The organism is Halomicrococcus pelagicus (genome assembly GCF_051917725.1).
Lineage (GTDB): Archaea > Halobacteriota > Halobacteria > Halobacteriales > Haladaptataceae > Halomicrococcus.
Genome location: NZ_JBQBLX010000001.1, coordinates 355,166 through 381,028, shown reverse-complemented (window position 1 = coordinate 381,028; position 25,863 = coordinate 355,166). Strand labels below are relative to the sequence as shown.

Below are 25,863 nucleotides of genomic sequence, written 5' to 3'. Positions count from 1 at the left end.
CGACTCAGAGCAGTCCGGAGACGGTGTCGAGGACGTACGCCACGCCGGCGAGCGCGAGCAACAGGAGCAGAGACCAGACGACGCTCGCGTTCTCGACCTCGACCGGGAACTGCACGGTCACCGACGGACCGACCCACCGGAGTTCGACCGCGGCCCAGGCGAGGAGGACGCCGGCCAGCGCGAAGACGGCGAGCACGTCCCAGAAGCCCATCCACCACGGGAAGAAGTAGCCGAGCAGTCCGTTCTCGACGACCGGCGGGACCAGGTTGCGGATGCCGGCTTCGACGTTGCCGACCACGCCGCGCTCGTCCGTCTCGACGGCGTGCGAGGCGATGCCGGCGCGCTCCGCGCTCGGACCGCCCGCGCTCTCGTCGCCCGTGCCGAGGCGTTCGGCCTCGTAGGCGCGGTCGACCGGCACCGACCAGACGACGTCGCCCGACTCGTCCAGTTCGAACACGCGGTCGCCGACGGTGTCGGTGACGAGCGTGTTGCCGTTCGGCAGGCGGTCGGCGTCCCGGGGCCACTGCATCCGGTCGTCCCGCCACGTCCACGACCGGTGCCACGACCCGTTCTCGCGCTGGTACTCGACGAGACGGTCGTTCTCGGAGTCGGCCACGACGACGGCGGGACCGCCCTCCGACGCCGGGATGTAGTCGGGGTTGTGCTGTTCGCGGAGGACGCCGTACTCGTCCTCGCTGCCGAGCGTCCAGTTCTCCATCAGGCCGCTGCCGTTGAGGAACGCGACCCGGTCCTGGTTGCGAAGGTCGACCATGACGCGGCCGTCTTCGAGGTACTCCACGTCGTTGATGTGCGACCAGTCAGCGTCGTACGCGCCGCCGCTCTCGACGGGCAGGTCGCTCTCGACGGTCCAGGTCCACTCCCGGACGCCCGACGTGGTGTTGACGACGAAGACCGCGTCCGCGCCGATGTCGGCGACCAGAACGTGCGAGTCGTCGATGACGTCGACGTCGTGCCAGCGACCGTTCTCCGCGCGGTGGCTGTACAGCCGCGTCACCTCGCCGGTCGAGAGGTTGAGGCGCTCGACGACGTTGCGCCGGCAGTTGACGCCCGGGTCCGACAGCGGTCCGGACGCACAGACCGACGCGTTGAGTCGCTCGGTGGCGACGTAGGTCACCGACGCCGACCCCGTGAGAGCCGGGTCGACGTCCCAGTACGTGCTGTGGGCGTCGGTGTGGTAGCGGACTGTCCCGTTGGGATTGAACGCGATGAGCTCGCCCGACACCGAACGCATGTCCCCGTTCTGGGTGGTGACGACGGTGATTCCGCCGCGCTCGCCGACGACGGCGTCCTGCGAACCGGACGGCGCGTCCGCCCGGCGTTCGTAGACGGCGTTCGGTGCGGCTCCCGCTAGCACCATCTGTGTCACGAGCGCGAGCGCGATGGCGATGGAGAGCGTCGCGAACGCGGCCCGATAGGCGGACTTCCGGTTCATAGTCTCAGTTCCCAAATCTCCGGCAAGAATGTTCCGGATTGTTACACGAACCGACGTGCGTAGCGCCGGGAGAGCTATCCGTCGCCGGCCACGAGAGGCGAACGTGACCGAGACGGTCGTTCGCTGTCCGGAGCACGGCTACGTCGCCGGTGACGCCTGCCCGGCCTGCGACGAACGGTGCCGCCGAGTCCTCTCGGCGGACCGGCGGAAGCGCCTCTCGAAGTTCTGCAGCGGTGCGCTTCGCCACTTCCCCGACGACGCGGGCGTCGAACTGGACGACCGTGGATGGACCGACGACGACGCCCTCGCCACCGCCGTGACGGAGCGCTACGACTGGGCCACCGCCGAACACGTCGACGCCGTCGTCGCCACCGACCCGAAGGGGCGGTTCGAGCGCCACGATGGGCGAATCCGGGCCGCCTACGGCCACTCGGTCGACGTGACCCTCGACGCGGACGCCGAGTCGAGCGGGACGTCCGAAACCGACGAGTCCGCCGTCCCGGACGAACTCTACCACGGCACTGCGCCGCGAAACCTCGACGCGATTCGCGACGAGGGACTGCGGCCCATGGGCCGCCAGGAGGTCCACCTCTCGGAGACGCGTGAAGGGGCGCGGGCGGTCGGCCGCCGCCACGCCGACGACCCCGCGGTGCTGGCGGTGGACGCGAAGGGTCTCGTCGCGGACGGTCGGCGCGTCACCCGGCGCGGAGAGGGGGTCTACGCGACGGAACGCGTCCCGCCGGAGTACGTCGACCCGGTCGACTGACGGCCCCTATCGGGCGTAAATCAGAGCCTGGCGCCCGGCAAGCGCCAGATAACAAAGCGCGGGCCGGTCGACTGTCGCCGTCGTGCCCCGACTCCGTCGCGTCGCGCCCGTCGCCGTCGTCCTCGTCGTCCTCGCGACCGCCGGCGTCCGGCCGCCGACGTACGCGGTCGTCAGCGGCAGCATGGCCCCGAACGTCGAGGTGGGGGACGCGGTGGTCGTGGTGGACGAGGAGTACACCCGCCCCCGGGGAAGTCGGGACGGCGTCGTGACCGTCCGCGCCGGACGCGGGACGGGCTACCGGTCGCTCGGCGGGTACGGCGACGTGATACTCTTCGCTCCTGACGGCCGCGCGGACGGGTTACCCGTCGTCCACCGGGCGCGGTTCTGGGTCGAGGAGGGCGAGAACTGGTACGACGAGGCGCGCCCGGCGTTCGTCGCGGCGGACGACTGCCGGGAGCTACGGAACTGCCCGGCACCCCACGCCGGATTCGTCACGAAGGGAGACGCGAACGGCCACTACGACCAGGCAACGGGCCTCTCGGAACCGGTCCGTCCGCGCTGGGTTCGCGGCGTCGTGGTCGCCCGCGTCCCCGAGGCCGGACGCCCCGTCGTCTGGTATCGCCGCTACTCCCGGACGAGCGCCACGTTCACCAGCGACTCCCCGCCGGTCACGGTCGCCTCCTGGGTCAGCGAGTAGAGGACGCCCGCGCGGTCGGTCTCGACCTCCTGGAGCGTCTCGTAGGTCGTCGGGTCGTACAGCGTGCCGACACGCTCGCCGGCGTCGACCCGCTCGCCGAGTTCCCGGTCGGGGTCGGGGACGAAGAGACCGGAGTCGCGCGCCTCGACCCGGCCGAGGTGGTTTCGAGCCAGCGTCGGGTCGCCGTCGTCGACCGGGGACCCGTCGAGCACGTCGAGATGCCGGAGGACGTTCAGCGTGCCGACGACGCCCGTCTCGACGGCGTCCTCGACGACCTGCTTGTTGTGGGCCAGTTCCGGCGTTATCGAGGGGATGTCCTCCCGTGTGGCGGCGACCCTGAGCTTCCCGCCGAAGTCGCGTCGCTGCCACTCGGCGTCGGCGTCCTCGTCCGCCTCCTCGGACAGCAGGAGGTCGGTGCCGAACGCCTCCGCGAGCCCCCGGGACGCCTCGTCGCCCTCCATGAAGACGACGTGCGTGAGCATGTCGGGGCTCCCGGTGTGGAGGTCGACGACCGCGTCCGCGCGTTCGACGTACGTCCAGAGCCGGGCGGCCATCCGCTCGTGGAGCGTCCCCGCCTCGTCGCCGGGCCAGACGCGGTTCATGTTCGGGTTGACGCTGTCCAGCCCCTCGGGCGTCGTGTAGGACACGCGGTCGAAGGTGAGCGGGTCGGCCACCGGTACGACGACGACCCGGCCGGCGAGGTCGGCCTCGCAGAGGTCGTCGTGGAGCCGCCGGCACACCTCCGTGCCGTTGACCTCGCGACCGTGCTGGGCGGCCTGGACGTACACCGTGGGGCCGTCCGTGCGCCCCTCGTACGTGTGGACGGTGGTCGTCACCGCCACTCCGGAGGGCATCCGTGCGAGCGTCACGCGCTCGGCGGCGTGGTCTGCCATAGCGGAACAGGCGGCCCCGGGACAGTTGAACGTACCTCTTCCGAACCGAGTGCAGTTAAGGCGTCGCGGTGCCACCGTCGAGTCGAACGATGTACTCGCGGGAGCACTTCCTCCTCGGCGCGGTCGCCGCAGGTCTCATGCTCGTCCCTCTCTCGCGGACGTTCGGCCCACTGGTCCTGGCGGCGCTGTTCGGCTACGGCGTCCTGCTGAGCGTCTTCGTGGACCTCGACCACTTCGTGCTCACGCGCTTCCGGACGGGCGACTGGCGACACCTCCGGGCCTGCCTCGCCGAACCGACCGCCGCGTTCGGCGACCAGGACTGGGTGTTCGAGGACGTCGACGACATGGAACACGAGCGTATCCTCTCGCACGCCGTCGTCGGCGGCGCGCTGGTCGCGGCGCTCCTGGTCGTCTCGGTGCCCGTCGCCGTCTTCACCGCCGTGCTCCTGTACGTCCACGTGCTCGCGGACCTGTTGCGGGACAACGACCTGGCGTGACCCGGGCGACGGCCGGACTGCGTCGAACTTGCATCCGGCGGCACAGTCGAACTTATCCGGGGAGAGAAGCGATGTAGCGACGGAACGACTGAATCCAAATATACTTCCCCCGGGACCGTAGACATGGGTTCATGAGCCGGACCGTCGCCGTCGCACACTATCCGGAGGGCGCGGGCCACGCTACCCGGATGCTCGCGGTGGCTCAGGCGCTCGAGGGGCCAGCAACGGACGTCGTCCTCGCCGGCGGTGGCCCCGGCTCTCGCTTCATCGAGTACAACGGCTACGACGTGTACCGCCCGGCGACGGTCGACTTCATCGGCGACTACCAGGGCGGGTCGCTGCTGGACGTGGTCTTCAAGAGCGTCCCGTGCAGCGGCAAGCGGGTGTACGACCTCGCGCGGTGGCTCCGCCGCGTGGACCCCGACGCGCTCGTCACCGACGACATGTTCGCCGCTATGGCCGCCCAGACCACCGGTACGCCGCTGTACGTGCTCACGCACAACGCCGCGTCCTACTACGACGCCGCCGTCGAGCAGGTGTTCACGTGGCTCCTCAACCGCTACCAGCTGTCCGTGGCGGAAGGGTTCCTCTATCCGACCGTCTGGGAACCGGACGTGGGCGACCCGCCCGGGGTCGTCTACCTCCCGCCCGTCGCGCTCGACCCACCCGACGCCTCGACCCCGCCGGACGACCTCGACGTCCTCGTCGTCCCGAGTACCTACTCCACGAACTTCGACACGCTCGCCGAGACGCTCCGGGCCGAGGGCAATCGCGTCACGCTCGTCGGGGACTCCGACTGGACCTGCGTTCCCTCGATGGTCCCGTGGATACGCGCCGCCGACGTTGTCGTCTGCTCGGGCTACTCGACGGTGATGGAGGCCGGCGTCGCCGGTACGCCCTGCATCATCTACCCGTTCACCGACGAGCAACACGGCGTCTCGCGGGTCATCGAGCGCAACGGCCTCACCGGGTTTCAGGTCGAACACTCCATCCCCCACGTCGCCCGCGCGGTCCGGCACCCGCCGGCGTCGCCGGAGTACGAAAACGGCGCGGAGCCGGCGGCCGAGTACGTCCTCGACCGGATGGCCGAGTGACGACCGTCGAACGACGAGGACGCCACGATTTTCGGGTCGAAGGCTCGATGTACGCGTCCCACCGGCAGTGCAGCGCTCGCCGAGTCCGCCGAGTCGCGACCACGGCGCGAAGCGGTCGGCGGCGGACGCGTTCGACGCTCCCGAGCGAATTGCCACTGCCGAAACCCCCTTTCCGCTTCTCCCCCGACTACCGCCATGGTGCAGGTGACGGCCGGCGCGCGACTCCACTTCGGCTTCCAGAACCTCTCGCTGGCCCACGAGCGACTGTACGGCGGCGTCGGCGTCGCGCTCGACGAACCGCGGGTCCGGGTCGAAGCGACCCCCGCGAGGAGCGTCGACTGCGACCACCCGGCCGCCCGCGAGTACGCCCGGCGAGCGGTCGACCTGCTCGACGTGCCGGGGACGGCCGTGACGGTCCACGAGGCGCTGCCCCGGCACGTCGGTCTCGGCAGCGGGACGCAGCTCGCGCTCTCGGTGTTCGCCGCCGTCGCGCGAGCGCACGACCGCGAGCCCGCCGTCCGCGAGCGCGCGCCTGACCTGGACCGCGGGGGACGCAGCGGCGTCGGCGTCGCCACGTTCGAGCGCGGCGGGTTCGTCGTCGACGCCGGCCACCCGGTCGAGCGCTTCACGGCCGACAGGCCCGCTCCCGGGGAGTGGTCGGTGCCGGCGGTCGCGGCCCGCCATCCGGTGCCCGACGACTGGCGGTTCGTCGTCGCGCTCCCCGACGCCGAACCGGGCCGCAACGGCGACGACGAGGACGACAGCATGCGCTCGGTGGTCGAGCGCGCGGACCCCGCCGTCGCCGACGACATCGGAGCGGTGCTGTTGCGCCGGGCGCTCCCGGCGATCACCGAGCGCGACTGCGAGACGTTCGGCGACGCCGTCGCGGAGATCGGTCGTCTCAACGGCGCGTGGTACGCCGACGAACAGGGCGGCGTCTACCGGCCGCCGGTCGGCGACGTGGTGGCCCGGTTGCGGGAGTCGAGCGCCGTCACCGGGGCCGGCCAGTCGTCGTGGGGACCGGCGCTGTACGGCGTCACCGACCGCGACCGGGCGGACGCGGCGCGGGAGGCGGCCCGGACCGCGCTCGACGCGGTCGGCTGCGGGGGCGAGGTGCTGGTCGCCCGGCCGCGCAACCGCGGTGCGAACGTGCGCGAACCCGAAGCGGGGAGTTCCGACGCGGGGAGCGCCGACGGCGGACCTGTCGGCGAGCGTAAACGGTAAGGACCCCCCTCGAGAAGCGAGCGCATGGACCGCATTCCGTTCGGCGTCTCGCAACTCGACTCGCTGATCGGCGGCGGGTCGCCGCCCGGTAGCGTCGTCCTGCTGGCGGGCGACCCCGGAGCGGGCGCGCGCGAGTTCTGCTACACGAGTGCGACCATCAACGCTCTCGCGCACGCGGACCCCGAACTCTTCGACCTCCACTACGGTTCGGTGGCCGACGCGGCCACTCCCCCCGACGAGATTCACTACGTCTCCTTCACCGCAAGCCCGCGGGAGATCCGCGAGGAGATACTCCACACCATCGACGACGAACTCGTCGACGCCGCGATGACCGAGATCGAGTTCGAGGACCTCTCCGGCGAGTACTTCCAGTTGAGTCCCATCCCGCGCGACTGGTACGTCGGCGAACGGCGCACGCTCGCCGACCTCGGGAAGGCCCACGACCGCCGGGACGTCCTCGAAGCGTTCGGCGACTACCTGACCGAGCACGCCCCGGGCGGCCTCGTGCTCGTCGACGCGCTGACCGACCTCACGGCGCTCCCCGACGAGCAGGTCGACTGGAGCGAGGTGACCATGCTGTTGCACGGGCTGAAGAAGGCGTCCCAGTCGTGGGGCGGCCTCGTGCTCGTGCTCGTCAACCAGGAGAGCCTCACGGAAACCCAGATGGGGACGCTGACTGGAGCGGCCGACGGCACCCTGAACTTCGAGTGGGAGAGCGGCGGCAACGAACGCGACCGCACCATGTTCGTCCGGGAGTTCCGGGGCGTCCTCTCGCGCATCGAGGCCGAGGACATCCTCCAGTTCGAGACCGAGATTCACGACGCCGGCTTCGACATCAGCAACGTCCGCAAGATACGGTAGTCGACCGCGGCGCGAACCGTCGTGGAAAAGGGTCTTTTGTGTGCCGGGCCGTAGCCTCGCGTGGCCGATGACGATAGAGAGCGTTCCGAGTCGGCGTGGCGGCCGGCGGTGACGAACCCTATGAGTGCCGAGGCCATCGAATTACTAGTACCACTTCTCTCAGGAAAATCGGGACGTTTGAATTCGAGTGGGAAGGTTACGGTCGGTCGGGGAACAGTGCGAGGTGGCTGACGATGATCCGACTCTCGATCCCGCCCGCCAACGCGCCCGAGAGCACCCCGATGGTGCTGATGAACGCACCGGTCCGGACGAGATCGATGAAGCCCACGGTCGGCTCCTCCAGGCTCGGCCAGTTGGACATCAGGTTCGGCGGGAAGACGACCAGTTCGATGACGAGGATGATCGCCCACACGAGCCCGAATAAGCCGACCATCGCCAGAAGGAGGACGAAAAAGACCGTGACGTTGACCAGGGCCGTGTGTTCGGTGACGATCCGATGTCGCTTCCGCGGGAAGGAGAGGTTCTGGACGAACAGGAGGTAGAGCGTTGCAGTGAAGATACTGACGGCCGCGAACAGCGCTGCCGTCACGTTAGTCATGTGGAAGCCGACGTCCCAGGATTCGGCGCTAAAGACGATGACGAGCGTCGGTGCCAGCGCGGCCGTCGACAGCTTCGGTAACGAGAGCGGCAACAACGGTGCCCGGCTGTTACCGAGCGCCTGCAGGATCCGTCCGGGGTTTCGGACGGCACTGGCCGCGTGGAAGGTCAGCCGCTCTACCGGACCGCGTGGGCGGGCCTCGGCCGCGGAGAGCTCCGCGGCGATCCGATGGAGATACCGCTCGACGTCCGCGTCGATCGACGGAACGGCCCGTCGATCCGGATCGAACTGGAACGGCTCCATGACGCCCCCGTCGGCGTCGCGATGACGGGCGCCCAGCATGTGTCCGACGAGGTGGACCACGAGCGTCGCCGTATTCCAGCGGACGGCGTCGTCCTCGAGCGAGCGTCGAGGGTCGTTGCGGGGCGCACTGCGGAGGTTGTTCGTCGAGACGATCGCGACGCGAGCGAGCGGCGACGCCAGTCCGGGGACGAACCGCTCTTTGCTCGAGACGAGCGGAACGTCCGTCACGACGAGGATCAAGTCGTACGGCCCCTCGACCATCTGATGCGTGGCGCGGTCGAGGAACTCCGAGGGCCGTCGCTTGTCGTGGTCTGCGAGCGGTACCGCGTCCTCGAGGTAGAACCGCCAGGCGACGTCCGTGACCGACGCGAGTTCGTCGACCGTATCTTCGGCAGCTTGCGTCGCAAACGACTGGAGCCGCCCCGGGTCGGTTCCCGGCGCGTGCGCGACCAGCACCCCCACGTCGATCTGCAGCCCGATCGACCCCTCGCACTCGGCCGCCACTAGCGTCGGACCGTCGCGGTCGCCCGATCGAGAACGAGACATCGTCTGACGGTTCATCGTGGACGTTCTTAACGGCTGGTGGCGACGTCTCCGCGTGAGTACCGTGCGACAGACCGCCCAACTCTGCCGAATTCGAAGCGTACTGCTAGCGCGGTGCCATCGCGTTCGATTCTGTCCGAATATCACTTGCCGAAGTGAGTACGGATGGATTCGACTGAGCGGTACGAGTACACCGTCTCCGTTCGAGTGCCGAGGCCGAACTATTACCGAGAATCCGCTTTCCATCGGATGATGTCTAGCGAAGGGAGGACGAGCTACGTCTCGACGGCATCGAGGGGGACGGACATCCGCTGTCGATGTGGTTCGAACCCGAGTTTCTCGTAGTACGCCATCGCTCGCTCGTTGGCCACTTCCACTCCGAGCGAGAGTTCGACACAACCCTCCTCACGTGCGTATTGTATCGCCCGCGCGACGAGGTGGTCGGCAAGTCCCGACCCTCTGTAGGACGGTCCGACGTACAGATTTCCGACGAACAGCCGTTCCGGCGGGTCGAGGAATCGGTCGCTCGGTTCGAGCCCGGCGTTCAGCCAGCCAGCGAAGACGGCGTCGATCTCGTAGAGGCCGACCGTCGAGTCCTCGACGTCGTCGAGAGCGACCCAGCATCGCCTGTCCGGGACGTCGTACCCTTCGAGGAAATCCTCGACCAGCGCGTCCCGGTCGAGGTCCGGACTGAGATGCTGCTCACCGACGGCATCACCCAGATCTCGCCAGAACGGGAGCCAGCACTCGTCGACGAACCGATCCATGACGTCTTCCTCGACGCGAACCCGGCGGAGATGGACGGACGAGTGATTACCGGTCATCGGTTCACTGTCGCTGGCTTCCAGCGTGACGTCCTGCAGCGGCACGTGCATCCCGAGGCCCTGAACCTCGAAGCCGAGATTTTCGTAGTAGGCGATCGCCCGCTCGTTCTCGATTGCGACGTCGAGCGTCAGCTCTTCGCAACCGTCCTCCCGCGCCTGTTGCATCGCGCGTGCAATCAGGTCGTCGGCGAGTCCCGACCCACGGTAGGACTCGTGTACCCAGAAGTCACTGACTTCGAGCCTGTCGGGCCAGTCGAACTGCTGGGGAGACGGCTCGAGACTCGTCCGCACGAACCCGGCGAACGTCGCATCGGCCGTCGACAGCGACGTCGTCGGGTCGTCGACGTCGTCGAGTGCGACCCACAGACGGTTCGATGGCGAATCGAGCAGGTCGAGGTGGAACTCTACTACGTCCTGTACATCAGGGTCGTCGATCAGAGAATGCGCGGCGACGGTTTCGCTCAAATCCTCGTGGTAGGGTAACCAGCACTCCTCGACGTAGCGGCGTAGATCTGCCGCTTCGTTGCGAACACGACGAACCTGCATACGGACATGTCATATCGACCAATCATGAGCATTGGGGTGGTTCGAGTTCGGTTCCTTGCACGGGTCTGTCGGATTCACGATGACGACGGTGAACCTGAGTACTGTCCCAGCTCCGTGGCCAGCGTTCCATCCCGGTCCTCGAAGAGAAACGGACGAACGTCGATGGGCCGTGTTATCCTCGGGAGCCAAAGAGTAATTAGAGTACGTCGGGTACGATTGCACTGACCGATTCGATGTTCGTTATCTGGCTCCGGCTCTCGGAATCCGACGGGGAGGGCTGACCTCGTGTCTTCCGAGGATTGGCCCGACGGTCCGGTCCGCCGGCTGGTCCAGTGGGTCCTCCTGTACGGGGATCGACGGGCGCTCACGCTGGTCATGCTGATCGTCATCTTGTCGCTGCTCCTGATCGTTGGGAGTGCCTGGGAGTTCAAGATGGAGCGACTGGTCACGGAGACGCGGGCGGTCCAGACGCTGTTCAACACGCTCCTCGGTGGAATCATCCTCTTCGTCTCCGTCGTGCTCTCGATCAACACCGCTGCCCTCGCCCAGGAGTTCGCTCCTCTCCAGGTCAAGCTGTCACGTATCGAAGATTCCATCGAGTTCCAGATCGAACTGGAGGAGCTCGTTGACGACGGCGTGAGCCCGGCCGGACTAGAGCCGTTCCTGGGGTACGTCATCAGGGCGATTCGCTCGGAAACGACGTCGCTCCGAGACGCCGACGCCCGCACCGATAGCGAGCGGGCGAGAGAAGATCTGCAAGCCTTCGTCTGCGACGTCGACGCACAACTGTCGGTGATCGAGGATCGCCTCCGGAACACCAACTCCCGTCTGTCGGTCGTCTTGCTGAGCAGTCTCGACTACCCGTACGCCCGCCACATCAACATGGCCCGTCGCCTAGAAGCCGTCCACGGCTCCGAACTCTCGGAATCGGACCGCGAGTCGCTCGACGCGCTGCTTCGAACGCTCACGGTTCTCGCGTCCGGCCGCGAGTACTTCACGACGCTCTACTTCAAACGAGAGCTTCGGGATCTGTCGAGCAACCTCCTCGTCCTCTCGCTCCCGGTGATCGTCTTCACTTCGTACGTGCTGCTCGCGATAGACGCCGGACTCTTCCCGCAGACGGAACTCCCGGCGGTCGAGCCCCGGCTCTTCTACGTCGATATCGCGTTCGTCGTTGCGCTCTCGCCGTACGTCCTCCTCAGTTCGTACATGCTTCGCATCCTCACCGTCTCGAAACACTCCCTCGAATCGACCGTCTTCACGCTCGACTCGGATGCCGAACCGGGATTCGACGGGTAGACGCCGCCCGGCGGTCGTGGTAGTTCTCGAACGAAACGCGATCTGTCAGCGTGATCGATTTCGGCACGGGAGGGGTTGTACGACGCTTCGTCGCACGCCGGATGTCCTATTGGCGCATCGGATCGAATCGTTCGTCGTCGAGCGGTTCGGAATCTGCTCTGACCGACGCGTAGACGCGTTCGGCCCACTCGCGAGCGATGGGCGATTCGGTGTCGACGAACACCTGCATCATGCCCGTCGCTTCGTCGTAGCCGCCGATCCCGACGCGCTCGTCGAAGATGGCGAGTCCGTACGGGAGATCGTCGCGCGTCCGGAGAGCCAGGTGTCCGCCGTCGACCGCCTCGGTCGCCTGCTCCGGATAGGTCTCGAAGAGCTTGTCGACCGTTCGCGGGAGGTAGATGATCTCGTTGTCGGTTCCGTCGAACACCTGCTGGTGGAACTCGCCGAGGACCAGCGGCGCCATGTGCGTCGTGTTGAACCCGCGGAAGGTCTCCGACTCGCCGACGAGTGAGACGAACCGCTCGACCGGCCGATACGGATCGTCCGGTTCGGCGACGGTAACGGTCGCGTCGACGAACGGCTCCACGACGAACTCCTGGTGGTCCTCACAGATGACGTCCAGAAGCGGTGCCAACCGGTGGACGGTTCGAACGTTCGCCTCGAACCGAAGGACCTCGTCGGCGACGGCCTCGCCACGCCCCGTCAACTGGAGCCGGCTATCGACCTTCTCGACGAAGCCTCGTTCGTCGAGCCACTGCGTCAGGCGGTGGCTCGTGGCCCGCGAGATGTCCAACCGTTCCTCGATCTCGCCGCGGTCGAGCGACTCCTCGCGAAGCGCTTCGAGCACCGGCCCGTGTCGCACGATGTCGCCGAGCAGGTCCGTATCGACGCGGTCGCCTGCAGCGTCCAGTCGCTGGCCGAGATACTGCCGGTTCCGTGCATTCTCGAGTACCGTCTCCAGTATCGCCGACCCCGGCGGCAGAGCCGGGTCGTCAGGATTCGTTTCGTCCTCCTGGGGTCCCATGGGAATCCCTCTATCGAGAGACGGTAGCGAGGACAATAGTTCTAGCTGGCACGAGCTGAACCGCGTCTCACGTGGTGAACGCCGTTCGCGACGTCGAACGGTGCTCGATAGATGAGGCCAACACTCCCGCCGTCGTCCGAAATGGTATGATACAGCGCGTCGACGACGAACGAATCGACCAGTTCGAAGTGGGGTTGCGCGGTGAGCTGATTCGTCCCGATACTCCCGGATACGACGACGCCCGCGCCGTCTGGAACGGGGTGATCGACAAGCGTCCTGCCCTCGTCGCGCGATGTGCGGGCGTCGCCGACGTCATCAGTGCGGTGGAGTTCGCGCGCGAGACAGAGCTTCTCGTAGCGGTTCGCGGTGGCGGGCACAACGTCGCAGGCACGGCTGTCTGCGACGGCGGCCTCGTCATCGACCTCTCGGAGATGACCGGGGTTCGGGTGAACCCCGAGACGCGGACGGCGTGGTCCCAGGCCGGCGCCACGTGGGCGGACCTCGACCACGAAACCCAGGAGTTCGGTCTCGCGACGCCGGGCGGGGTCGTTTCGGATACCGGTATCGCCGGGCTGACCCTCGGCGGCGGCATCGGTCACCTCCGCTGCAAGTACGGCCTGAGCTGTGACAACCTCCGTTCGGTCGAACTCGTCACGGCCGACGGCGAGTTCGTGACGGCCAGTGCGGAAGAGAACGTCGACCTATTCTGGGGGCTTCGCGGTGGCGGGGGCAACTTCGGGGTGGTCACTGCCTTCGAGTACGACCTCCACCCCGTCGGCCCGGAGGTCGCGACCTGCCTCGTGTTCTATCCGGGCGACCGGCTGACCGAGGTGTTGCAGGCCTACCGCGAGTTCGTCGCGACGGCCTCCGAGGAGATCAGCACCCTCGTCTTCGCCGGCGAACTTCCGGACGAGGAGCTGTTCTCGGCCGACGAACTCCACGAGCAGAAGTTCGCGATCATGGGCTGCTACGCCGGCCGTGCCACCGTGGGCGAGGACGAACTGGCGCCACTGCGGGAGTTCATCGAGCCGATAGCCGATTTCAGCGACACGGTGCCCTACGCCGAGTTCCAGCAGCTTCTCGACGAGGAGTATCCCGAGGGAATGCGCTACTACTGGAAGTCGCTCTATCTCGACGGTCTCCCGGATACTGCCATAGACCGGATCGAGTACTGGGCCGACGCCGCACCCTCCCCGCTATCGACGGTCGACGTCTGGCAGCTCGGTGGCGCCATCACGGACGTCGACGTCGAGGAGAGCGCCTTCGCTGGCCGGTACTCGCCGTTCCTCCTCGGCGTGGAGGCGAACTGGGAGGACGCCGCGAACGACGAGGCCAACGTCGAGTGGGTCCGCGACTGCCTCGACGACGTGCGCCAGTTCTCGGACGGATCGGTCTACCTGAACTTTCCGGGATTCCTGGAAGGAGGCGACGACACGATGCGGACCACGTTCGGGTCGGCATACGACCGGTTGGTCGCGCTGAAGGACGAGTACGACCCGACGAACCTGTTCAGCCGCAACCAGAACGTCGCGCCGTCCGGGAGCGCACGGACCGATGGTAGGGGCCGGCCCGGTGAATGAGTCGGAGAATGGAAAGGGTCGCCCGGGAAACGTGCCCGTGGGAAACGTCGAAAGTACGCCGGGGGAGGAACTGTAGATACCACGGGACTTCCCGCTCGTTGTGACTGATTGGGCACTATTTCCAGGGGAAGTCCCTTTTTCTCGTTCATATTTCCGAAAATAAGCGGCGTGGACGGACATTCGTCTTAGAAAAACCCGATTTAGAGCACAGATTCGGAACCCTTAACCGTGTACCCGGCTTTGGTTTAGTTGCAATGGCAAACGGTAAGGTTGATTTCTTCAACGACACGGGCGGCTACGGTTTCATCGCGACTGAGGACTCTGACGACGACGTATTCTTCCACATGGAGGACGTTGGCGGCGAGGACCTTACGGAAGGGACCGAGATCGAATTCGACATCGAACAGGCCCCCAAGGGCCCGCGCGCGACGAACGTCGTCCGCGCATAACTAGGATTTCGCACCGTCGCCACGAGGCGACGTAGCGTTACTTCGTTTCTTTCGACGTACTACTACCCGGGAGCGAGAGCTTCGAACGTCGCTCTCCGACGGCCTGCGCTCCCGCGTCGAGTACCGGGCGAACCCCAGTGTCGACGACTATCGGGAGGACTCGCGGCGGTAGGGGGAGCGACCGGCGTCGACGTCGGCCCGGTTCCACAGAGTAGCGGTCCGGTCGACGCGACGGCCCCCGACGCGGAGTGGGAGACGCTGCCCGACGTCGATTCGGTCACCGTACTGGACTGAGTGGTCTTCGGAACCACACGTCGAAAAGAGGTCCCTTCCGGCACGGAGTCGGTGATCGACCTGCCCGTTCGTCGGGGCGATGCACCGCCGTTCGGGGTAGTGGTCCTCGCCGCTCCCGGTCGCGTCGTCAGCGCCAGGGCGCGTCCTCGAAGTCGACCTGTCGCTCTTCGCGGTCGATGGCGTCGATGCGCTCCCGGTCCTCGTCCGAGAGCGACAGTTGCCGTGCCTCGTAGTTCTCCCGGATGTGCGCCTCGGAGGTGGACTTCGGGATGGCGACCACGTTCTCCTTCGAGGATAGCCAGGCGAGGGCCACCTGCGCCGGCGTCGCGTCGTACGCTTCGGCGATCTCGACCAGTTCGGGCAGTTCGGTCACCGCACCCTTCGCCAGCGGGGAGTACGCGACGAGGTAGTGGTCGTGTTCGCGGGCGACCGCCCGGAGCCGTTCCTGCTGGAGCAGCGGGTGGCACTCGACCTGGTGGGCGAACAGGGGGACGTCGAGGTGTGCGAGCGCGTCGTCGAGCAGTTCCGGCGTGAAGTTCGAGAGGCCGACGTTGCGAATCACGCCCTCGTCGTGGAGGTCGGCGAACGCCGCGAGCGTCTCCTCCGCGTCGTACGCCCGCAGCGGCCAGTGGACGTACAGGAGGTCGATGACGTCCACGCCGAGCCGGTCGCGACTCGTCCGGGCGCGTTCCAGCACGTCGTCGTACGAGAGATTCGCCGAATGCACCTTCGTCGCGACGAACACCTCGTCGCGGTCGACGTCGGCAGCGGCGATGGCGTCGCCGACCGCGGCCTCGTTCTCGTACATCTCGGCGGTGTCGACGTGGCGATACCCGTAGTTCAGCGCGGTCTCGACGCTCGCCGCGCACGCGTCGGGGTCGGTATCGTAGGTTCCGATACCGACGTCGGGGAGTGTGTCGACCATCGTCCAAGCCGTCGACCGGCCCCGTTATGGCTCTTTCCGGTACTCCGTTCCCGTTAGATAGATTATAGCTTCGCGAGTCGACGGTGAACCGCACCGTCGTCCGTCGGCGAGTCACGTCCGCCGCGCGAGGTAGGGTGACGCTATCCCGCGCTTTCGGCGGGTCGCGCGACCGTCGGGCGAGCGGCGCGACTCCCCGACGGCTCCGTCGACCGATTGTGCCCCCGTTCGACGACGTACCGCTGACCGGCCATCGGGTCGAGGAGGCTGTTCACCGGGGCATGGTCGTCGCGGAGCACCGGAACGTCACCGGTCTTCGGCCCGGTCCGGTAGTCGTCGATCTCCCGCGAGAGGTCGATGCCGATGTCGCGGTTCGCGTTCCGCGCCCGGAGTTCCGCCTGCGTGATGCGTCGCGGGTCCTTCGTCGCGACGACCTCGATGTTCTGGACGGCGCTCACGCCCGCGGTCGGGAAGCCGTACACCTGCGGGAACACCTGCGCCATCGTCTCGTACTCTGCGCGGTAGAACTTCGAGGCGGGACCGCTCGGCGCGGAGATGAGGTTCGCGAACAGGACGCCGTCGTCGGAGAGTCGGCGCTCGGCCAACCGCATGAACTCCACCGTCGTCAACTGGAACGGGACCTTGTCCTTCTTGTAGGCGTCGAGCACGATGAGGTCGTACGTCCGGTTGGTCTCCCGGAGGAACTGCCGTCCGCCCCGGTTGTAGACGTTCAACTGGGGGGACTCCTCGACGCCGAAGTACCGCTTGGCGACGTCGATGACCTCGGGGTCTATCTCCGCGACGTCGACCGTCGCGTCGTACTCCCGGGCGAAGTGTTTCGGGCCGGTGAACCCGCCCCCGCCGACGAACAGCACCCGGTCGACGTCGTCGGTCATGAGGTACGGGAGGTGGAAGTACCGCGTGTAGTCGAAGACGTGCCGGTCGGGGTCGTCAAGGTCCATCGCGCTGTGTCGCTGGCCGTCCAGGTACAGCGTCCTGACGCCGCCGCGGTCCGCGACCTCCAGTTCCTGGTACGGCGTCTGGGTGTGGTAGACGACCTCGCCGTGTGCGGAGAAGCCCACGGACCCGCCGCCGGCCGCCGCGACGAGCAGCAGTGCGACGCCCAGCGTGGCGTACACCGGCTTCGGACGGGCGGCGGGCGCAGCGAGCCACAGGGCCGTCCCGACGAGCAGTAGCCCGAATCCGAGCCCTATCTGCTCGATACCGAGCGCCGGGACGAGGAAGAACGTCGTCCCGAACGCGCCGACGATGCTGCCGACGGTCCCCAGCGCGTACACGTGCCCGGAGGCTTCGCCGGGACCCTCCTTCTCGGAGAGCTCCGCGGCGTACGGACTGACGAACCCGAGGAGATACGTCGGCGGGCCGAAGAGCAGCGTCACGGCGGGAAGGGAGGCGAACCGGGCGGGGAGCGGAATCGTCGCGGCCACGGCCAGCAGCGTGTCGCTGGCGAAGACGAGCACCGCGACGTACGCCGCGGTACCGAGGAACAGCCACGTCAGCCGCTCGTTCGTCGCTCGCGACGCCGCCCGTCTCCCACCGAGGTAGTAGCCGAGGCTCAGCGCCGCGAGGAAGACCGCGATGATACTGCCCCACGTGTAGATGCTGCTCCCGAACTGCGGTGCGACGATGCGTCCGGCGAGTATCTCCAGCCCCATGCTGGTGACCCCCGAGACGAACACCGCCAGTTCCGGCCTGGACACCCGTCTCCACTCGCGGTCTCGAAACGCCGCCATCCGGAACCCGTACGGGAGGCGACTCAATAATTCCTTCTCCCGCACGGCAGGGGCCGTGAGATGGCGTCGAGGTCGGCTCCCGATCGGAGAGCGAACCGTTTTTGCCACGTTTCGAGTAACGGACCACATGGACCGACTGCACGAGTCACTCCACGAGGCGCCGATAATCGACAAGGACGGCTACCAGTATCTCGTCCACCCCATCAGCAACGGGGTGCCGATGCTCGAACCCGAACTGCTGCGCGAGGTCGTCGTCGGTCTCACGCGGGCGGCCGACCTCGACGTGGACAAGATAGTCGCCCCGGAGGCGATGGGCATCCACATCGCGACCGCGCTCTCCCTGCAGACGGACGTCCCGCTGGTGGTCATCCGAAAGCGCGAGTACGGCCTCGACGGCGAGGTGGCACTCCACCAGACGACGGGCTACTCGGAGTCGGAGATGTACATCAACGACGTCGAGGAGGGCGACCGCGTGCTCATCGTCGACGACCTGCTGTCGACGGGCGGAACGCTTGCGTCCATCTGCGACGCGCTCGACGACATCGGCGCCGAGATAGCCGACATCGCGGTCGTCATCCGGAAGGTCGGCGAGACGGCGCTCGACGAGACCGACTACGAGGCGACGAGCCTCGTCGACATCTCCGTCGAGGACTACGAGGTCACGATTCACTGACCGGCCGGACTCGACTGGCGGCGCTCCGCAGGTAGAATACACGAACTTGCATATTATCGAGGTAGAGAAGGCGGATATACGCTCGAACGCGAAACTATTATTGCAGGTCGCCGACTCCTGGGGAGTACAGATGACGACCGACACGGACGGGGAGATCGACCTCGAGTACGAACTCGACGAACGGCCGCCGTGGCCGAAGTCGCTCCTGCTGGGGCTGCAGCACGTCTCGGTGATGATCGTTCCGGCGACGGCGGTCGCGTACATCGTCGCGGGTGCCGTCGGCCTCGGGGCGGCGAACACCGCCTACGTCGTCCAGATGGTGCTCCTGTTCTCCGGGCTGGCGACGGTCGTCCAGGCGTACGCCGTCGGGCCGGTCGGGTCGCGGCTCCCCATCGTGATGGGGACGAGTTTCACGTTCGTCGGCGCGGCGACGACCGTCGGCGTGAACTACGGGCTCGGTGCCGTCTTCGGCTCGATTCTCGTCACCGGCTTCCTCGTCGAGGGGCTCATCGGCTGGCAGTTCGAACGCATCCGGCCCTTCTTCCCGCCGCTCGTGACGGGACTGGTCGTGGTCATCATCGGACTGTACCTCGTCCCCGTCGCCATGGACTACTCGGCGGGCGGCGTCGGTGCCAGCGACTACGGCGCGGTACACAACGTCGGTCTCGCCGCACTCGTCCTGTTCGTCGCGGTCGCGCTCAACCTGTTCACCGACGGCATCACGCGACTCCTGAGCACGCTGACCGGTATCGCGGTCGGCTACGTGGCCGCCGTCACGCTCGGCCTCGTGAACTTCGCGCCCGTCGGCGAGGCCGCCTGGTTCGCGGTTCCACGACCGGGCGCGTTCGGTCTCGCGTTCGAACCCGTCCCGATGGTCACGTTCGCGTTCCTGTTCCTCGTCTCCGCGATGGAGACCGTCGGCGACATGTCCGGTATCACGGCCGCCGAGGGCAGGAACCCGACCGGCCAGGAGTTCCGCGGCGGACTGTTCACCGACGGTCTCCTGAGCTCCGTCGGGTCGGCGTTCGGCGCGTTCCCCGTGACGTCGTTCTCCCAGAACGTGGGGGTCGTCAACTTCACGGGCGTGATGAGCCGCCACGTCGTCGGCGTGGCCGGCGTCATCCTCGCGATACTCGGGCTCAGCCCGAAGGTGGGTGCCGCCGTCGCGACCATTCCGAGCGCCGTCTTCGGCGGGGCCGTCCTGCTGATGGCCGGGATGGTCGCCGCAAGCGGCACGCGCCTGCTCCTCCTCCACACCGACCTCGACCGCCGGAACATGGTCATCGTCGCCGTCTCCCTCGGACTCGGTCTCGGCGTCGCCACGCGCCCAGACGCGCTCGGCGGACTTCCCCAGGCCGCACGGACCTTCTTCGGGGAACCGGTCGTCGTGACGGCGCTGACGGCGCTCGTCCTCAACGCCCTCGCCCCCGGCGAACAGAGCCCTCTCTTCGACGCGCCGGGTGAGGAGACCCCGACCGAATCACGGGACCGCCCCGCGAGCGGCGACTGATTCGCCGACCGAGTGGACCGCGGGAGTACGGCGGTCGACGCCGTCAGGGAGCACGGATTTCTCGTGAATCCGAACCCGTTGTCTCGGTCGTCGGACCGGACGACTTCGAGCGAGCAGCGGAGACGTCTCTGGCGTAGCGTCGTCGAAGAACGGTCGTTCTGCGAACGTCACCTCTCTGGCCGAGCGAAATTACTCGATGTGGCCTTCGGCGCGAAGCTGGTCGGCGTCCTGGCCGGTGTACCGCCACTCGATGTTGGCCTTCTCGTCCTGCCAGTCCCAGGGTTCGACGACGACGACGTCGCCCTCGTCGATCCAGGTTCGGTACTTCATTCGGCCAGGGATGCGTCCCATCCGGTTCTTGCCGTCCTCACACTGGACGCGAACGTGGTTCCCGCCGTTGTGTTCGGTGACGACCGCGAACAGCTCGTCGTTGTTGGGCATTCGGAGATTCCGACGCCCGGATTCTTCACTCACACCTTCACTACGCACGTCACACGTATAAACCATCGGAGAGTCCCGGTACCATCTGACACGGTGGTAGACCGTTCGTCGTCGCCCGGTACGGCGCTCACTGCCGGCGATTCCCGGCGATAGACCCCGGCGAACACCGCCGACCTGGAAGGACGCCGACCGTTCCACCCCCTCGACGAACGCCGACCGTGCCGCCCGGACGTCTGCCACCGTCCGACTATCGCGAGTCGTTCGCTCGTGCGGTTCGGCGTGGTACCTCGGACGCATGTCCGACGAGAACGACCGCGAGAACGAGACCGAGGAAGAACAGAACCAGTACGGCGGGGACTCACAGAGCATGGACGCGGAGGAACAGACCGAGCGCATCCAGAACGAAACCGACGAAGACGACGAAGACGACGAAAACTGAACGGCGACGGGGCGTCCGGGTGACGGTCGGCGGAGCGGGAACGGCTGCAGTCGGCGCCCCGGTGGCGGAAGGGACCGCCTTCTCGGGTCGCTCGGAGCGTTCGCGGAGACGCGTCACCCGGGGCCGTCACGGTCACGCCGCACGGGGCGAGCGACCGTCCGTCGCGGAGCGGTTCGACGATGCGGGGAACCGGACGATTTACTCGGGAGTGAAAAACAAAATTCGCGTTACAGGCGCTCTGGAGGGCGATAAACGGTGAATAATTAAACCTCCCCCTGTTGTCTTCGACCACGATGTCAGACTCCGCGCCGAGGGTCCGAACGCCGACGACCGCCCTGCTCGATCCCGTAGAAGCGGACGGCGTCGTCTACGACCCATCGCTGGAACGACTCCGGGAGTTCTCCGAGAACCTCGAAACGACGACCGAGTTCGGCTCCCCGTCGTACGTCAGCGACCACCGCTCGCGCAACGCCGACCGGACGAGAAACGAGGTCGACGACGACTTCGACGCGAGCGACTACGCACACGTCGAGGACGCCATCGAGTACGCTCGCGACCACGAGATGGTCTGTCTGGACCGCCGGATGGGCCGCCACCCCGACCACTCCTACCGCTGTCGGCTGTACGTGCCGAAACCGTACGCGCGCATCGCCCTCGCGTGGGCGAAGCTGTTCGAGCCGGTGACGGCGGAGGACGGCCAGCGAGCGCCCGACCCCGACTTCGTCACCATCCAGGTGCCAGAGCGCGACGAGGTCGCCGTCCGCGTCCTCCCCGACGACGGCGTGACCGCCGTGCTGGGCAGCGACTACACCGGCGAGGCCAAGAAGTCCTTCCTCCGCCTGTTCATGTACCACGCCAAGCGCGGGGGCGGACTCGGCCTCCACGCCGGGAGCAAGCGCGTCCGACTCCGGCGCGGCGAAGCGGGCGCGGACGACGACGGCGACGGTCTCGACGAGGTCGGACAGCTGTTCCTCGGACTGTCGGCGACCGGCAAGTCGACGCTGACCGCTCACGGTCTCCGACTCGACGAGCCCGAGGAAGCGACGATGCTCCAGGACGACGTCTGTGCGTTGCTTCCCGACGGCACCGTCGCCGGGAGCGAGGGCAACGGGCTGTACGTCAAGACCATCGGACTCGACGCCGACGAACAGCCCGCGATGTACGACGCGGTCACGCACGAGTCCGCCGTCCTGGAGAACGTCGACGTGGCCGACGACGGCACCGTCGACTTCGACAGCGACCGCCACACGTCCAACGGTCGGGCGGTCATCCAGCGCGAACACCTCTCGTCCGCGGGGGAGGACGTCGACCTCGAGTCGGTCGACCAGGTGTTCTTCATCACGCGCAACCCGACGATGCCACCGGTCGCGAAGCTCTCGCCCGAGGAGGCCGCGGTGGCGTTCATGCTCGGGGAGTCCGTCCAGACCAGCGCGGGCGACCCCTCGAAGGCGGGCGAGGCCATCCGCGTGGTCGGGACCAACCCCTTCATCGTCGGCTCGAAGGGCGAGGAGGGCAACCGGTTCCGCGACCTCGTCACCGACCTCGACGTCGACTGCTTCGTCCTCAACACCGGCGACCTGGGCGGGACCGACATCGGCGTCGAGGACTCGGTGACCATCCTGCGCGAACTCGCCCGCGGCACTGTCGAGTGGACCGACGACGAGGCGACGGGCCTCACCGTCCCCGCGTCGGTGCCGGGGATGGACGTGGACGCGTTCTCGGTCGCGGACAACGTCGACGACCACGAGCGGAAGCTGGCGGAGTTGCGCACCGAGCGGCTGGTCCACCTCGACACGTTCGAGGACCTGGACGAAGAGATTCGAGACGCCGTCTACTGACCCCTCCCGCGTCGCGCCCCGACGTGGGCCGCCGGACGAGGGCGTCCGCTCGGACGGTCGTCGCCGTCCAGCGACGGGCGCGCCGCACCGTCAGGGAGGGACCGCACCAGAGGGGGTAGGCCGCACCTGCTCCGGGTGTGGACCGGCGTACCGCGCTCCGACGCCGCCCGCGGGGACGACTGCTCCTCGACCGGGAGTTCGACTCGCGGCGGGCGTCGAATCAGTTCAGCGAGTCGATCTCGTCGGTGAGGTCGTCCGGCGCGTCCACCGGGCCGTTGACGAACAGGCCGTGACCGACCAGGAGCACGCCGACGAACCCGCCGGCTATCGCCGTGGTCGTCGTCGGAATGGCGGTCAACTGCCCGACGGCGACGCCGCCTATCAGGCTGACGAAGATGGCAGCGAGAACGAGGTCGTAGTACTGCCAGGTGTATCCCATGTCCCAGTGAACGGGGTTCTCACGTGAAGTTCTGACGGTCGTCCGCGGTCGAAACCGGGAACCGACCGTTCCATGTCGAGTAGTCGATGCGACTGCCGACCTGCCGGTTCGTCGTCACGACTGACCACCCGGCGGATTTAAGACACGGGGGTATCCATTCCACTTCATGAGTATTCCGGAAATCGTACAGTCCACGCTGGGCGACGAACAAGTCGCCGCGACGGTCCCCCTCGGCGGTGAAGACGCCCTCTACGTGACGCCGACGCGGACGCTCATCTACCGGGGCGACGGCCTGTTGAGCGACGAGTCCGTCGTGGAGTACTCCCACGACGCCGAGCGCATCGAGGTGAGCGAGGGCCGACGGAAGGCGACGGTCGCCCTCGACTACGGCATCGACGGCGTCGAGGAGTTCACGGTCCCCGCCAAGCGCCTCCACGACGCCCTCCACCCGGTCCTCGCGGGCGTGCTCAACGGCGCGGGCGTCACCGACGCCAACGAGCAGGTCATCCAGACCTACCAGTTCAGCGAACTCACGCTCGTCGTCACGAGCGCACGCGTCGTGAAACACGTCGGCGAGGCCGTCTGGGACGAGGACTTCGAGCAGTACCACTTCGAGGACGTGACCCGCCTCGACGTCGAGGAGGGCACCGTCTCCTCCCAGATAATCATCGAGGCAGACGGTCGCCCGCAGCGCGTCAAGACGCCCAGCGACCGAACGCGAGAGGTGCGGGAACGCGTCGAGCGCGCGCTGCTCTCCTACCACGACGCCGACTCGTACGCCGAGTTCGAGCGCAGTGCCGCGCCCGACGACGCCGGTGACGAAGCGTCCGACGCTGGTGACGCCGACGACGCCGGTGACGACGACCCGTTCGGCGGCGGCGTCGACCCCATCCAGGCGAACCCGCCGGAACTCGACGACGACGGCCAGGTCGTCGAGACCGATTCCGACGCCGGCGCCGACGACGGGTCCGCCGACGCCGTCGGCGATACGGCGAACACGGACGCCGGGACCGCGACCGACGCCGGCGACGTGAGCGCCGACGTCGAGACCGGTTCCGGCGGCTCCGTCGTGGCGGACGACCCCGTCGGAGATGCGGCGAGCGGCGGAACGGAGAGCGCCGACGCTGTGAGCGCCGACGACGCGGTGTCCGAGGACGAACCCGCCGGTACCGGCGGCGACGGAGCGCTCGCGACTACGGGTCGCGAGTCGACCGCCGAATCCCGGGAGGAAACGGCCGACGGCGAGTCGTCCGGGTTCGCCGGCTCCGGGTTCGAGCCCGCCGAGGAGAACATGGGCGACGACGTCGAGGAGCGACTGGCGGCGCTCACCGAGGCGGTCGAACGCCAGAACGAACTGCTGGAGCGCCAGCAGCGGACCATCGAGCGACTCGTCGACCGACTCAGTCGCGACCAGTGACCTTCCGGATGCAGGACGAACCGAACGGACCGTGCTCGCCGGCGTCGAGTTTCACGAAGTGACCCTCGGAGATGCCGGCCCCGCAGCGCTGGCAGGTGAAGTCGCCCTCCTTGACCACGACCTCGCTCTCGAACCGGACGAACCCGCCGCCCGTGGGCCGGATGATGCCCTGCTCGCGTTCGACGATGCCCCGCTTCTCGGCCTCGTCGAGGATGGTCCGGGTCGTCGTGGGGTCGGTCGTGATGGTCTCGATGCGGTCGACCGCCTCCGCGACCGACAGTTCGGCGTGTTCGAGTTTCCCGAGCAGTTCGACGCCCAGCGCCACGGGGTCGTCCCGGCCGTCGCCGTCGCGCCGACCGGCGTCCGCCTCCGGCCCGCTCCCTGACTCGCCCGCCTCGGCGCTCTCGCCGCTCGGACCCTTCGATGCACGGGGTGCATCGTCCTCTTCGCTCATCGTCTCCGAATCGGCCACCTGACGGATTAAAAGTTGCGCGCGGAAGAAAGTACTTAGCCGTCCGGCGGGCAAACTGGGGTGAATGGCAGTGCGTCAGCACCGCCGGCAACTCGCCGGTCTCGCCGTCCTCTCGGTCGTCGTCGCCGCGGGGCTGGTCGTCTCGCCCGACCTCGTCTACCGGCAGGTCGAGGCGGTCACCGACAGCCCCGCGCTCGCCGCGGGCGCGTTCCTCCTCGTCTATCTCGTCCGTCCGGTGCTGGCGTGGCCGACCTCGGCGGTCGCGCTGGCGGTCGGGTACGTCTACGGCCCGGTCGTCGGCTTCCCCGTCGCGCTCGCCGGCACGACCGCGAGCGCCTGCGTCCCGTTCCTCGGCGCGCAGTACTTCCGGGGCGACGGCGGCGTCGCCGGGCGACTGGGAGCCTCGGGCGAGCGCTTCTTCGACGCGACCGGCGACCTGCGCGGCATGGTCGCCTCGCGGCTCGCGCCCGCGCCCTCCGACCCCGTCTCGGCGGCCGCGGGGCTCTCGGGTGTCCCCCTGCGCGCGTTCGTCCTCGGGACGGCGCTCGGCGAGGTGCCCTGGACCGCCGCCGCCGTGCTGGCCGGCGGGTCGCTGGAGACGCTCGCTGCAGGGTCGGTCGGGAAGAACTGGTGGCTCGTCGCCGCGGCGGCGGTCGTCGCGCTCGCCCTGCTCGTGCAACCGGCCCGCGAGGCGCTGACCTAGTTCCAGAAGGTGTCCCCGCAGTCCATCACGACGCCGTGGTTCGGACAGACGTACTTGCAGTGGCGGCGGAACATCGGCTCCTCGCACGTCGGACACGGCCGACCGCCCGTCGCGTCGTCCACCTCCTCGTTCGCGTCCGTCGCCGTAGCGCCGCCCACCGCCTCGGCCGCACCCCCGTCGGACTCCTCGCCCGCGTTCGTCTCGTCGCCCATGCGTGAACGACCGGCCGCCGACCGTATCACTGTTTTCACTACCGCCCGGCCGTCGTTGACGTAACCGAAATCGGTTACCCAAGGATGGGAACGAATAA

The 25,863-nt window shown here is 67.8% G+C and carries 26 protein-coding genes; 15 read left to right on the top strand and 11 right to left on the bottom strand.

All coding sequences use genetic code 11. The annotated features are described in order from the left end of the window. Positions 1 to 4: 4 nt before the first annotated feature. Positions 5 to 1,453: an aryl-sulfate sulfotransferase gene (locus ACTF4R_RS02060; protein ID WP_440005853.1), complete on the bottom strand. Its 1,449-nt coding sequence runs from the start codon at positions 1,451 to 1,453 to the stop codon at positions 5 to 7. Between the two features lie 103 nt (positions 1,454 to 1,556). Here ACTF4R_RS02060 and ACTF4R_RS02055 point away from each other — a divergent pair, with 103 nt between their 5' ends. Both ACTF4R_RS02055 and ACTF4R_RS02050 read left to right on the top strand, forming a co-directional pair. After that, positions 1,557 to 2,219 carry an RNA 2'-phosphotransferase gene (locus ACTF4R_RS02055; RefSeq protein WP_440005851.1) on the top strand — a complete coding sequence of 221 codons (663 nt, stop codon included), beginning with the start codon at positions 1,557 to 1,559 and terminating at the stop codon, positions 2,217 to 2,219. A gap of 82 nt (positions 2,220 to 2,301) precedes the next feature. After that, complete coding sequence (locus ACTF4R_RS02050) at positions 2,302 to 2,916, top strand: S26 family signal peptidase (protein WP_440005850.1); 615 nt, start codon at positions 2,302 to 2,304, stop codon at positions 2,914 to 2,916. On the opposite strand, the gene ACTF4R_RS02045 is transcribed toward ACTF4R_RS02050, so the two are convergent. Beyond that, positions 2,844 to 3,809: a succinylglutamate desuccinylase/aspartoacylase family protein gene (locus ACTF4R_RS02045; protein ID WP_440005848.1), complete on the bottom strand. Its 966-nt coding sequence runs from the start codon at positions 3,807 to 3,809 to the stop codon at positions 2,844 to 2,846. The genes ACTF4R_RS02050 and ACTF4R_RS02045 overlap by 73 nt on opposite strands. Before the next feature lie 89 nt (positions 3,810 to 3,898). Here ACTF4R_RS02045 and ACTF4R_RS02040 point away from each other — a divergent pair, with 89 nt between their 5' ends. From ACTF4R_RS02040 to ACTF4R_RS02025, 4 genes are all read left to right on the top strand, one after another. Next, positions 3,899 to 4,306: a hypothetical protein gene (locus ACTF4R_RS02040; RefSeq protein WP_433624059.1), complete on the top strand. Its 408-nt coding sequence runs from the start codon at positions 3,899 to 3,901 to the stop codon at positions 4,304 to 4,306. Positions 4,307 to 4,437: 131 nt separating this feature from the next. After that, positions 4,438 to 5,400 carry a glycosyltransferase gene (locus ACTF4R_RS02035; protein ID WP_440005845.1) on the top strand — a complete coding sequence of 321 codons (963 nt, stop codon included), beginning with the start codon at positions 4,438 to 4,440 and terminating at the stop codon, positions 5,398 to 5,400. A 195-nt stretch (positions 5,401 to 5,595) separates the two neighbouring features. Beyond that, positions 5,596 to 6,624: a beta-ribofuranosylaminobenzene 5'-phosphate synthase family protein gene (locus ACTF4R_RS02030; protein WP_440005843.1), complete on the top strand. Its 1,029-nt coding sequence runs from the start codon at positions 5,596 to 5,598 to the stop codon at positions 6,622 to 6,624. A 24-nt stretch (positions 6,625 to 6,648) separates the two neighbouring features. Further along, positions 6,649 to 7,485: an RAD55 family ATPase gene (locus tag ACTF4R_RS02025; protein ID WP_440005841.1), complete on the top strand. Its 837-nt coding sequence runs from the start codon at positions 6,649 to 6,651 to the stop codon at positions 7,483 to 7,485. 196 nt (positions 7,486 to 7,681) lie between these two features. Here the strand turns inward: ACTF4R_RS02025 and ACTF4R_RS02020 are convergent, their stop codons facing one another. Next, positions 7,682 to 8,932, bottom strand: coding sequence for a hypothetical protein (locus tag ACTF4R_RS02020; RefSeq protein WP_440005839.1), 1,251 nt, complete (start codon positions 8,930 to 8,932; stop codon positions 7,682 to 7,684). Between the two features lie 272 nt (positions 8,933 to 9,204). Beyond that, the gene (locus ACTF4R_RS02015) at positions 9,205 to 10,299 is read right to left on the bottom strand and encodes a GNAT family N-acetyltransferase (protein ID WP_440005838.1); all 1,095 of its coding nucleotides are present in this window, start codon (positions 10,297 to 10,299) and stop codon (positions 9,205 to 9,207) included. A 285-nt stretch (positions 10,300 to 10,584) separates the two neighbouring features. On the opposite strand from ACTF4R_RS02015, the gene ACTF4R_RS02010 reads away from it, so the two are divergent. Then, the gene (locus tag ACTF4R_RS02010) at positions 10,585 to 11,598 is read left to right on the top strand and encodes a DUF7972 family membrane protein (RefSeq protein ID WP_440005836.1); all 1,014 of its coding nucleotides are present in this window, start codon (positions 10,585 to 10,587) and stop codon (positions 11,596 to 11,598) included. A gap of 106 nt (positions 11,599 to 11,704) precedes the next feature. Here the strand turns inward: ACTF4R_RS02010 and ACTF4R_RS02005 are convergent, their stop codons facing one another. Further along, positions 11,705 to 12,622: a helix-turn-helix transcriptional regulator gene (locus ACTF4R_RS02005; RefSeq protein WP_433624017.1), complete on the bottom strand. Its 918-nt coding sequence runs from the start codon at positions 12,620 to 12,622 to the stop codon at positions 11,705 to 11,707. Positions 12,623 to 12,768: 146 nt separating this feature from the next. Between ACTF4R_RS02005 and ACTF4R_RS02000 the strand changes: the two genes are divergently transcribed. Further along, positions 12,769 to 14,202, top strand: coding sequence for an FAD-binding oxidoreductase (locus ACTF4R_RS02000; RefSeq protein ID WP_440005834.1), 1,434 nt, complete (start codon positions 12,769 to 12,771; stop codon positions 14,200 to 14,202). 254 nt (positions 14,203 to 14,456) lie between these two features. Beyond that, complete coding sequence (locus tag ACTF4R_RS01995; protein ID WP_113275558.1) at positions 14,457 to 14,651, top strand: cold-shock protein; 195 nt, start codon at positions 14,457 to 14,459, stop codon at positions 14,649 to 14,651. Positions 14,652 to 15,072: 421 nt separating this feature from the next. On the opposite strand, the gene ACTF4R_RS01990 is transcribed toward ACTF4R_RS01995, so the two are convergent. Both ACTF4R_RS01990 and ACTF4R_RS01985 read right to left on the bottom strand, forming a co-directional pair. Next, positions 15,073 to 15,870, bottom strand: a complete 798-nt coding sequence (locus tag ACTF4R_RS01990; RefSeq protein WP_440005832.1) for an aldo/keto reductase — start codon at positions 15,868 to 15,870, stop codon at positions 15,073 to 15,075. Between the two features lie 140 nt (positions 15,871 to 16,010). Then, a complete protein-coding gene (locus tag ACTF4R_RS01985; RefSeq protein ID WP_440005830.1) occupies positions 16,011 to 17,621 on the bottom strand; it encodes a spermidine synthase in 1,611 nt (536 codons plus the stop codon). A gap of 127 nt (positions 17,622 to 17,748) precedes the next feature. Here ACTF4R_RS01985 and hpt point away from each other — a divergent pair, with 127 nt between their 5' ends. Both hpt and ACTF4R_RS01975 read left to right on the top strand, forming a co-directional pair. Beyond that, positions 17,749 to 18,294, top strand: a complete 546-nt coding sequence (hpt, locus tag ACTF4R_RS01980; protein WP_440005828.1) for a hypoxanthine/guanine phosphoribosyltransferase — start codon at positions 17,749 to 17,751, stop codon at positions 18,292 to 18,294. Between the two features lie 130 nt (positions 18,295 to 18,424). Then, on the top strand, positions 18,425 to 19,804 hold the full coding sequence (locus ACTF4R_RS01975) for a uracil-xanthine permease family protein (RefSeq protein ID WP_440005826.1): 1,380 nt from the start codon (positions 18,425 to 18,427) through the stop codon (positions 19,802 to 19,804). 189 nt (positions 19,805 to 19,993) lie between these two features. On the opposite strand, the gene ACTF4R_RS01970 is transcribed toward ACTF4R_RS01975, so the two are convergent. Beyond that, positions 19,994 to 20,278 (bottom strand): translation initiation factor eIF-1A, encoded by a 285-nt coding sequence (locus ACTF4R_RS01970; protein ID WP_433624004.1) that lies wholly within the window; start codon positions 20,276 to 20,278, stop codon positions 19,994 to 19,996. Positions 20,279 to 20,540: 262 nt separating this feature from the next. On the opposite strand from ACTF4R_RS01970, the gene ACTF4R_RS01965 reads away from it, so the two are divergent. Further along, positions 20,541 to 20,684 carry a hypothetical protein gene (locus tag ACTF4R_RS01965; protein ID WP_440005824.1) on the top strand — a complete coding sequence of 48 codons (144 nt, stop codon included), beginning with the start codon at positions 20,541 to 20,543 and terminating at the stop codon, positions 20,682 to 20,684. Positions 20,685 to 20,977: 293 nt separating this feature from the next. Next, positions 20,978 to 22,522 carry a phosphoenolpyruvate carboxykinase (ATP) gene (locus ACTF4R_RS01960; protein WP_440005822.1) on the top strand — a complete coding sequence of 515 codons (1,545 nt, stop codon included), beginning with the start codon at positions 20,978 to 20,980 and terminating at the stop codon, positions 22,520 to 22,522. 220 nt (positions 22,523 to 22,742) lie between these two features. On the opposite strand, the gene ACTF4R_RS01955 is transcribed toward ACTF4R_RS01960, so the two are convergent. Continuing rightward, on the bottom strand, positions 22,743 to 22,961 hold the full coding sequence (locus tag ACTF4R_RS01955; protein WP_440005821.1) for a DUF8015 family protein: 219 nt from the start codon (positions 22,959 to 22,961) through the stop codon (positions 22,743 to 22,745). Positions 22,962 to 23,127: 166 nt separating this feature from the next. Between ACTF4R_RS01955 and ACTF4R_RS01950 the strand changes: the two genes are divergently transcribed. After that, positions 23,128 to 24,378, top strand: a complete 1,251-nt coding sequence (locus tag ACTF4R_RS01950) for a DUF7115 domain-containing protein (protein WP_440005820.1) — start codon at positions 23,128 to 23,130, stop codon at positions 24,376 to 24,378. Here the strand turns inward: ACTF4R_RS01950 and ACTF4R_RS01945 are convergent. Continuing rightward, positions 24,362 to 24,832: a DUF5830 family protein gene (locus tag ACTF4R_RS01945; RefSeq protein WP_440005819.1), complete on the bottom strand. Its 471-nt coding sequence runs from the start codon at positions 24,830 to 24,832 to the stop codon at positions 24,362 to 24,364. The genes ACTF4R_RS01950 and ACTF4R_RS01945 overlap by 17 nt on opposite strands. 82 nt (positions 24,833 to 24,914) lie before the next feature. On the opposite strand from ACTF4R_RS01945, the gene ACTF4R_RS01940 reads away from it, so the two are divergent. Then, complete coding sequence (locus ACTF4R_RS01940) at positions 24,915 to 25,553, top strand: TVP38/TMEM64 family protein (protein ID WP_440005817.1); 639 nt, start codon at positions 24,915 to 24,917, stop codon at positions 25,551 to 25,553. Here ACTF4R_RS01940 and ACTF4R_RS01935 read toward each other — a convergent pair. Continuing rightward, on the bottom strand, positions 25,550 to 25,675 hold the full coding sequence (locus ACTF4R_RS01935) for an HVO_2523 family zinc finger protein (RefSeq protein WP_440006668.1): 126 nt from the start codon (positions 25,673 to 25,675) through the stop codon (positions 25,550 to 25,552). The two genes, ACTF4R_RS01940 and ACTF4R_RS01935, sit on opposite strands and share 4 nt — an antisense overlap. Positions 25,676 to 25,863: the final 188 nt, after the last annotated feature.

Bases quoted from the DNA above. Each gene is read 5' to 3' on its own strand.
- ACTF4R_RS01950 (WP_440005820.1), top strand. From the start codon at position 23,128: ATGAGTATTCCGGAAATCGTACAGTCCACGCTGGGCGACGAACAAGTC.
- ACTF4R_RS02060 (WP_440005853.1), bottom strand. From the start codon at position 1,453: ATGAACCGGAAGTCCGCCTATCGGGCCGCGTTCGCGACGCTCTCCATC.
- hpt (WP_440005828.1), top strand. From the start codon at position 17,749: ATGGACCGACTGCACGAGTCACTCCACGAGGCGCCGATAATCGACAAG.
- ACTF4R_RS02000 (WP_440005834.1), top strand. From the start codon at position 12,769: ATGATACAGCGCGTCGACGACGAACGAATCGACCAGTTCGAAGTGGGG.
- ACTF4R_RS02030 (WP_440005843.1), top strand. From the start codon at position 5,596: ATGGTGCAGGTGACGGCCGGCGCGCGACTCCACTTCGGCTTCCAGAAC.
- ACTF4R_RS02035 (WP_440005845.1), top strand. From the start codon at position 4,438: ATGAGCCGGACCGTCGCCGTCGCACACTATCCGGAGGGCGCGGGCCAC.
- ACTF4R_RS01995 (WP_113275558.1), top strand. From the start codon at position 14,457: ATGGCAAACGGTAAGGTTGATTTCTTCAACGACACGGGCGGCTACGGT.
- ACTF4R_RS01975 (WP_440005826.1), top strand. From the start codon at position 18,425: ATGACGACCGACACGGACGGGGAGATCGACCTCGAGTACGAACTCGAC.
- ACTF4R_RS02015 (WP_440005838.1), bottom strand. From the start codon at position 10,299: ATGCAGGTTCGTCGTGTTCGCAACGAAGCGGCAGATCTACGCCGCTAC.
- ACTF4R_RS01990 (WP_440005832.1), bottom strand. From the start codon at position 15,870: ATGGTCGACACACTCCCCGACGTCGGTATCGGAACCTACGATACCGAC.
- ACTF4R_RS01955 (WP_440005821.1), bottom strand. From the start codon at position 22,961: ATGGGATACACCTGGCAGTACTACGACCTCGTTCTCGCTGCCATCTTC.
- ACTF4R_RS02020 (WP_440005839.1), bottom strand. From the start codon at position 8,932: ATGTCTCGTTCTCGATCGGGCGACCGCGACGGTCCGACGCTAGTGGCG.
- ACTF4R_RS01985 (WP_440005830.1), bottom strand. From the start codon at position 17,621: ATGGCGGCGTTTCGAGACCGCGAGTGGAGACGGGTGTCCAGGCCGGAA.
- ACTF4R_RS01940 (WP_440005817.1), top strand. From the start codon at position 24,915: ATGGCAGTGCGTCAGCACCGCCGGCAACTCGCCGGTCTCGCCGTCCTC.
- ACTF4R_RS01945 (WP_440005819.1), bottom strand. From the start codon at position 24,832: ATGAGCGAAGAGGACGATGCACCCCGTGCATCGAAGGGTCCGAGCGGC.
- ACTF4R_RS01960 (WP_440005822.1), top strand. From the start codon at position 20,978: ATGTCAGACTCCGCGCCGAGGGTCCGAACGCCGACGACCGCCCTGCTC.
- ACTF4R_RS02040 (WP_433624059.1), top strand. From the start codon at position 3,899: ATGTACTCGCGGGAGCACTTCCTCCTCGGCGCGGTCGCCGCAGGTCTC.
- ACTF4R_RS01965 (WP_440005824.1), top strand. From the start codon at position 20,541: ATGTCCGACGAGAACGACCGCGAGAACGAGACCGAGGAAGAACAGAAC.
- ACTF4R_RS02045 (WP_440005848.1), bottom strand. From the start codon at position 3,809: ATGGCAGACCACGCCGCCGAGCGCGTGACGCTCGCACGGATGCCCTCC.
- ACTF4R_RS02005 (WP_433624017.1), bottom strand. From the start codon at position 12,622: ATGGGACCCCAGGAGGACGAAACGAATCCTGACGACCCGGCTCTGCCG.
- ACTF4R_RS02025 (WP_440005841.1), top strand. From the start codon at position 6,649: ATGGACCGCATTCCGTTCGGCGTCTCGCAACTCGACTCGCTGATCGGC.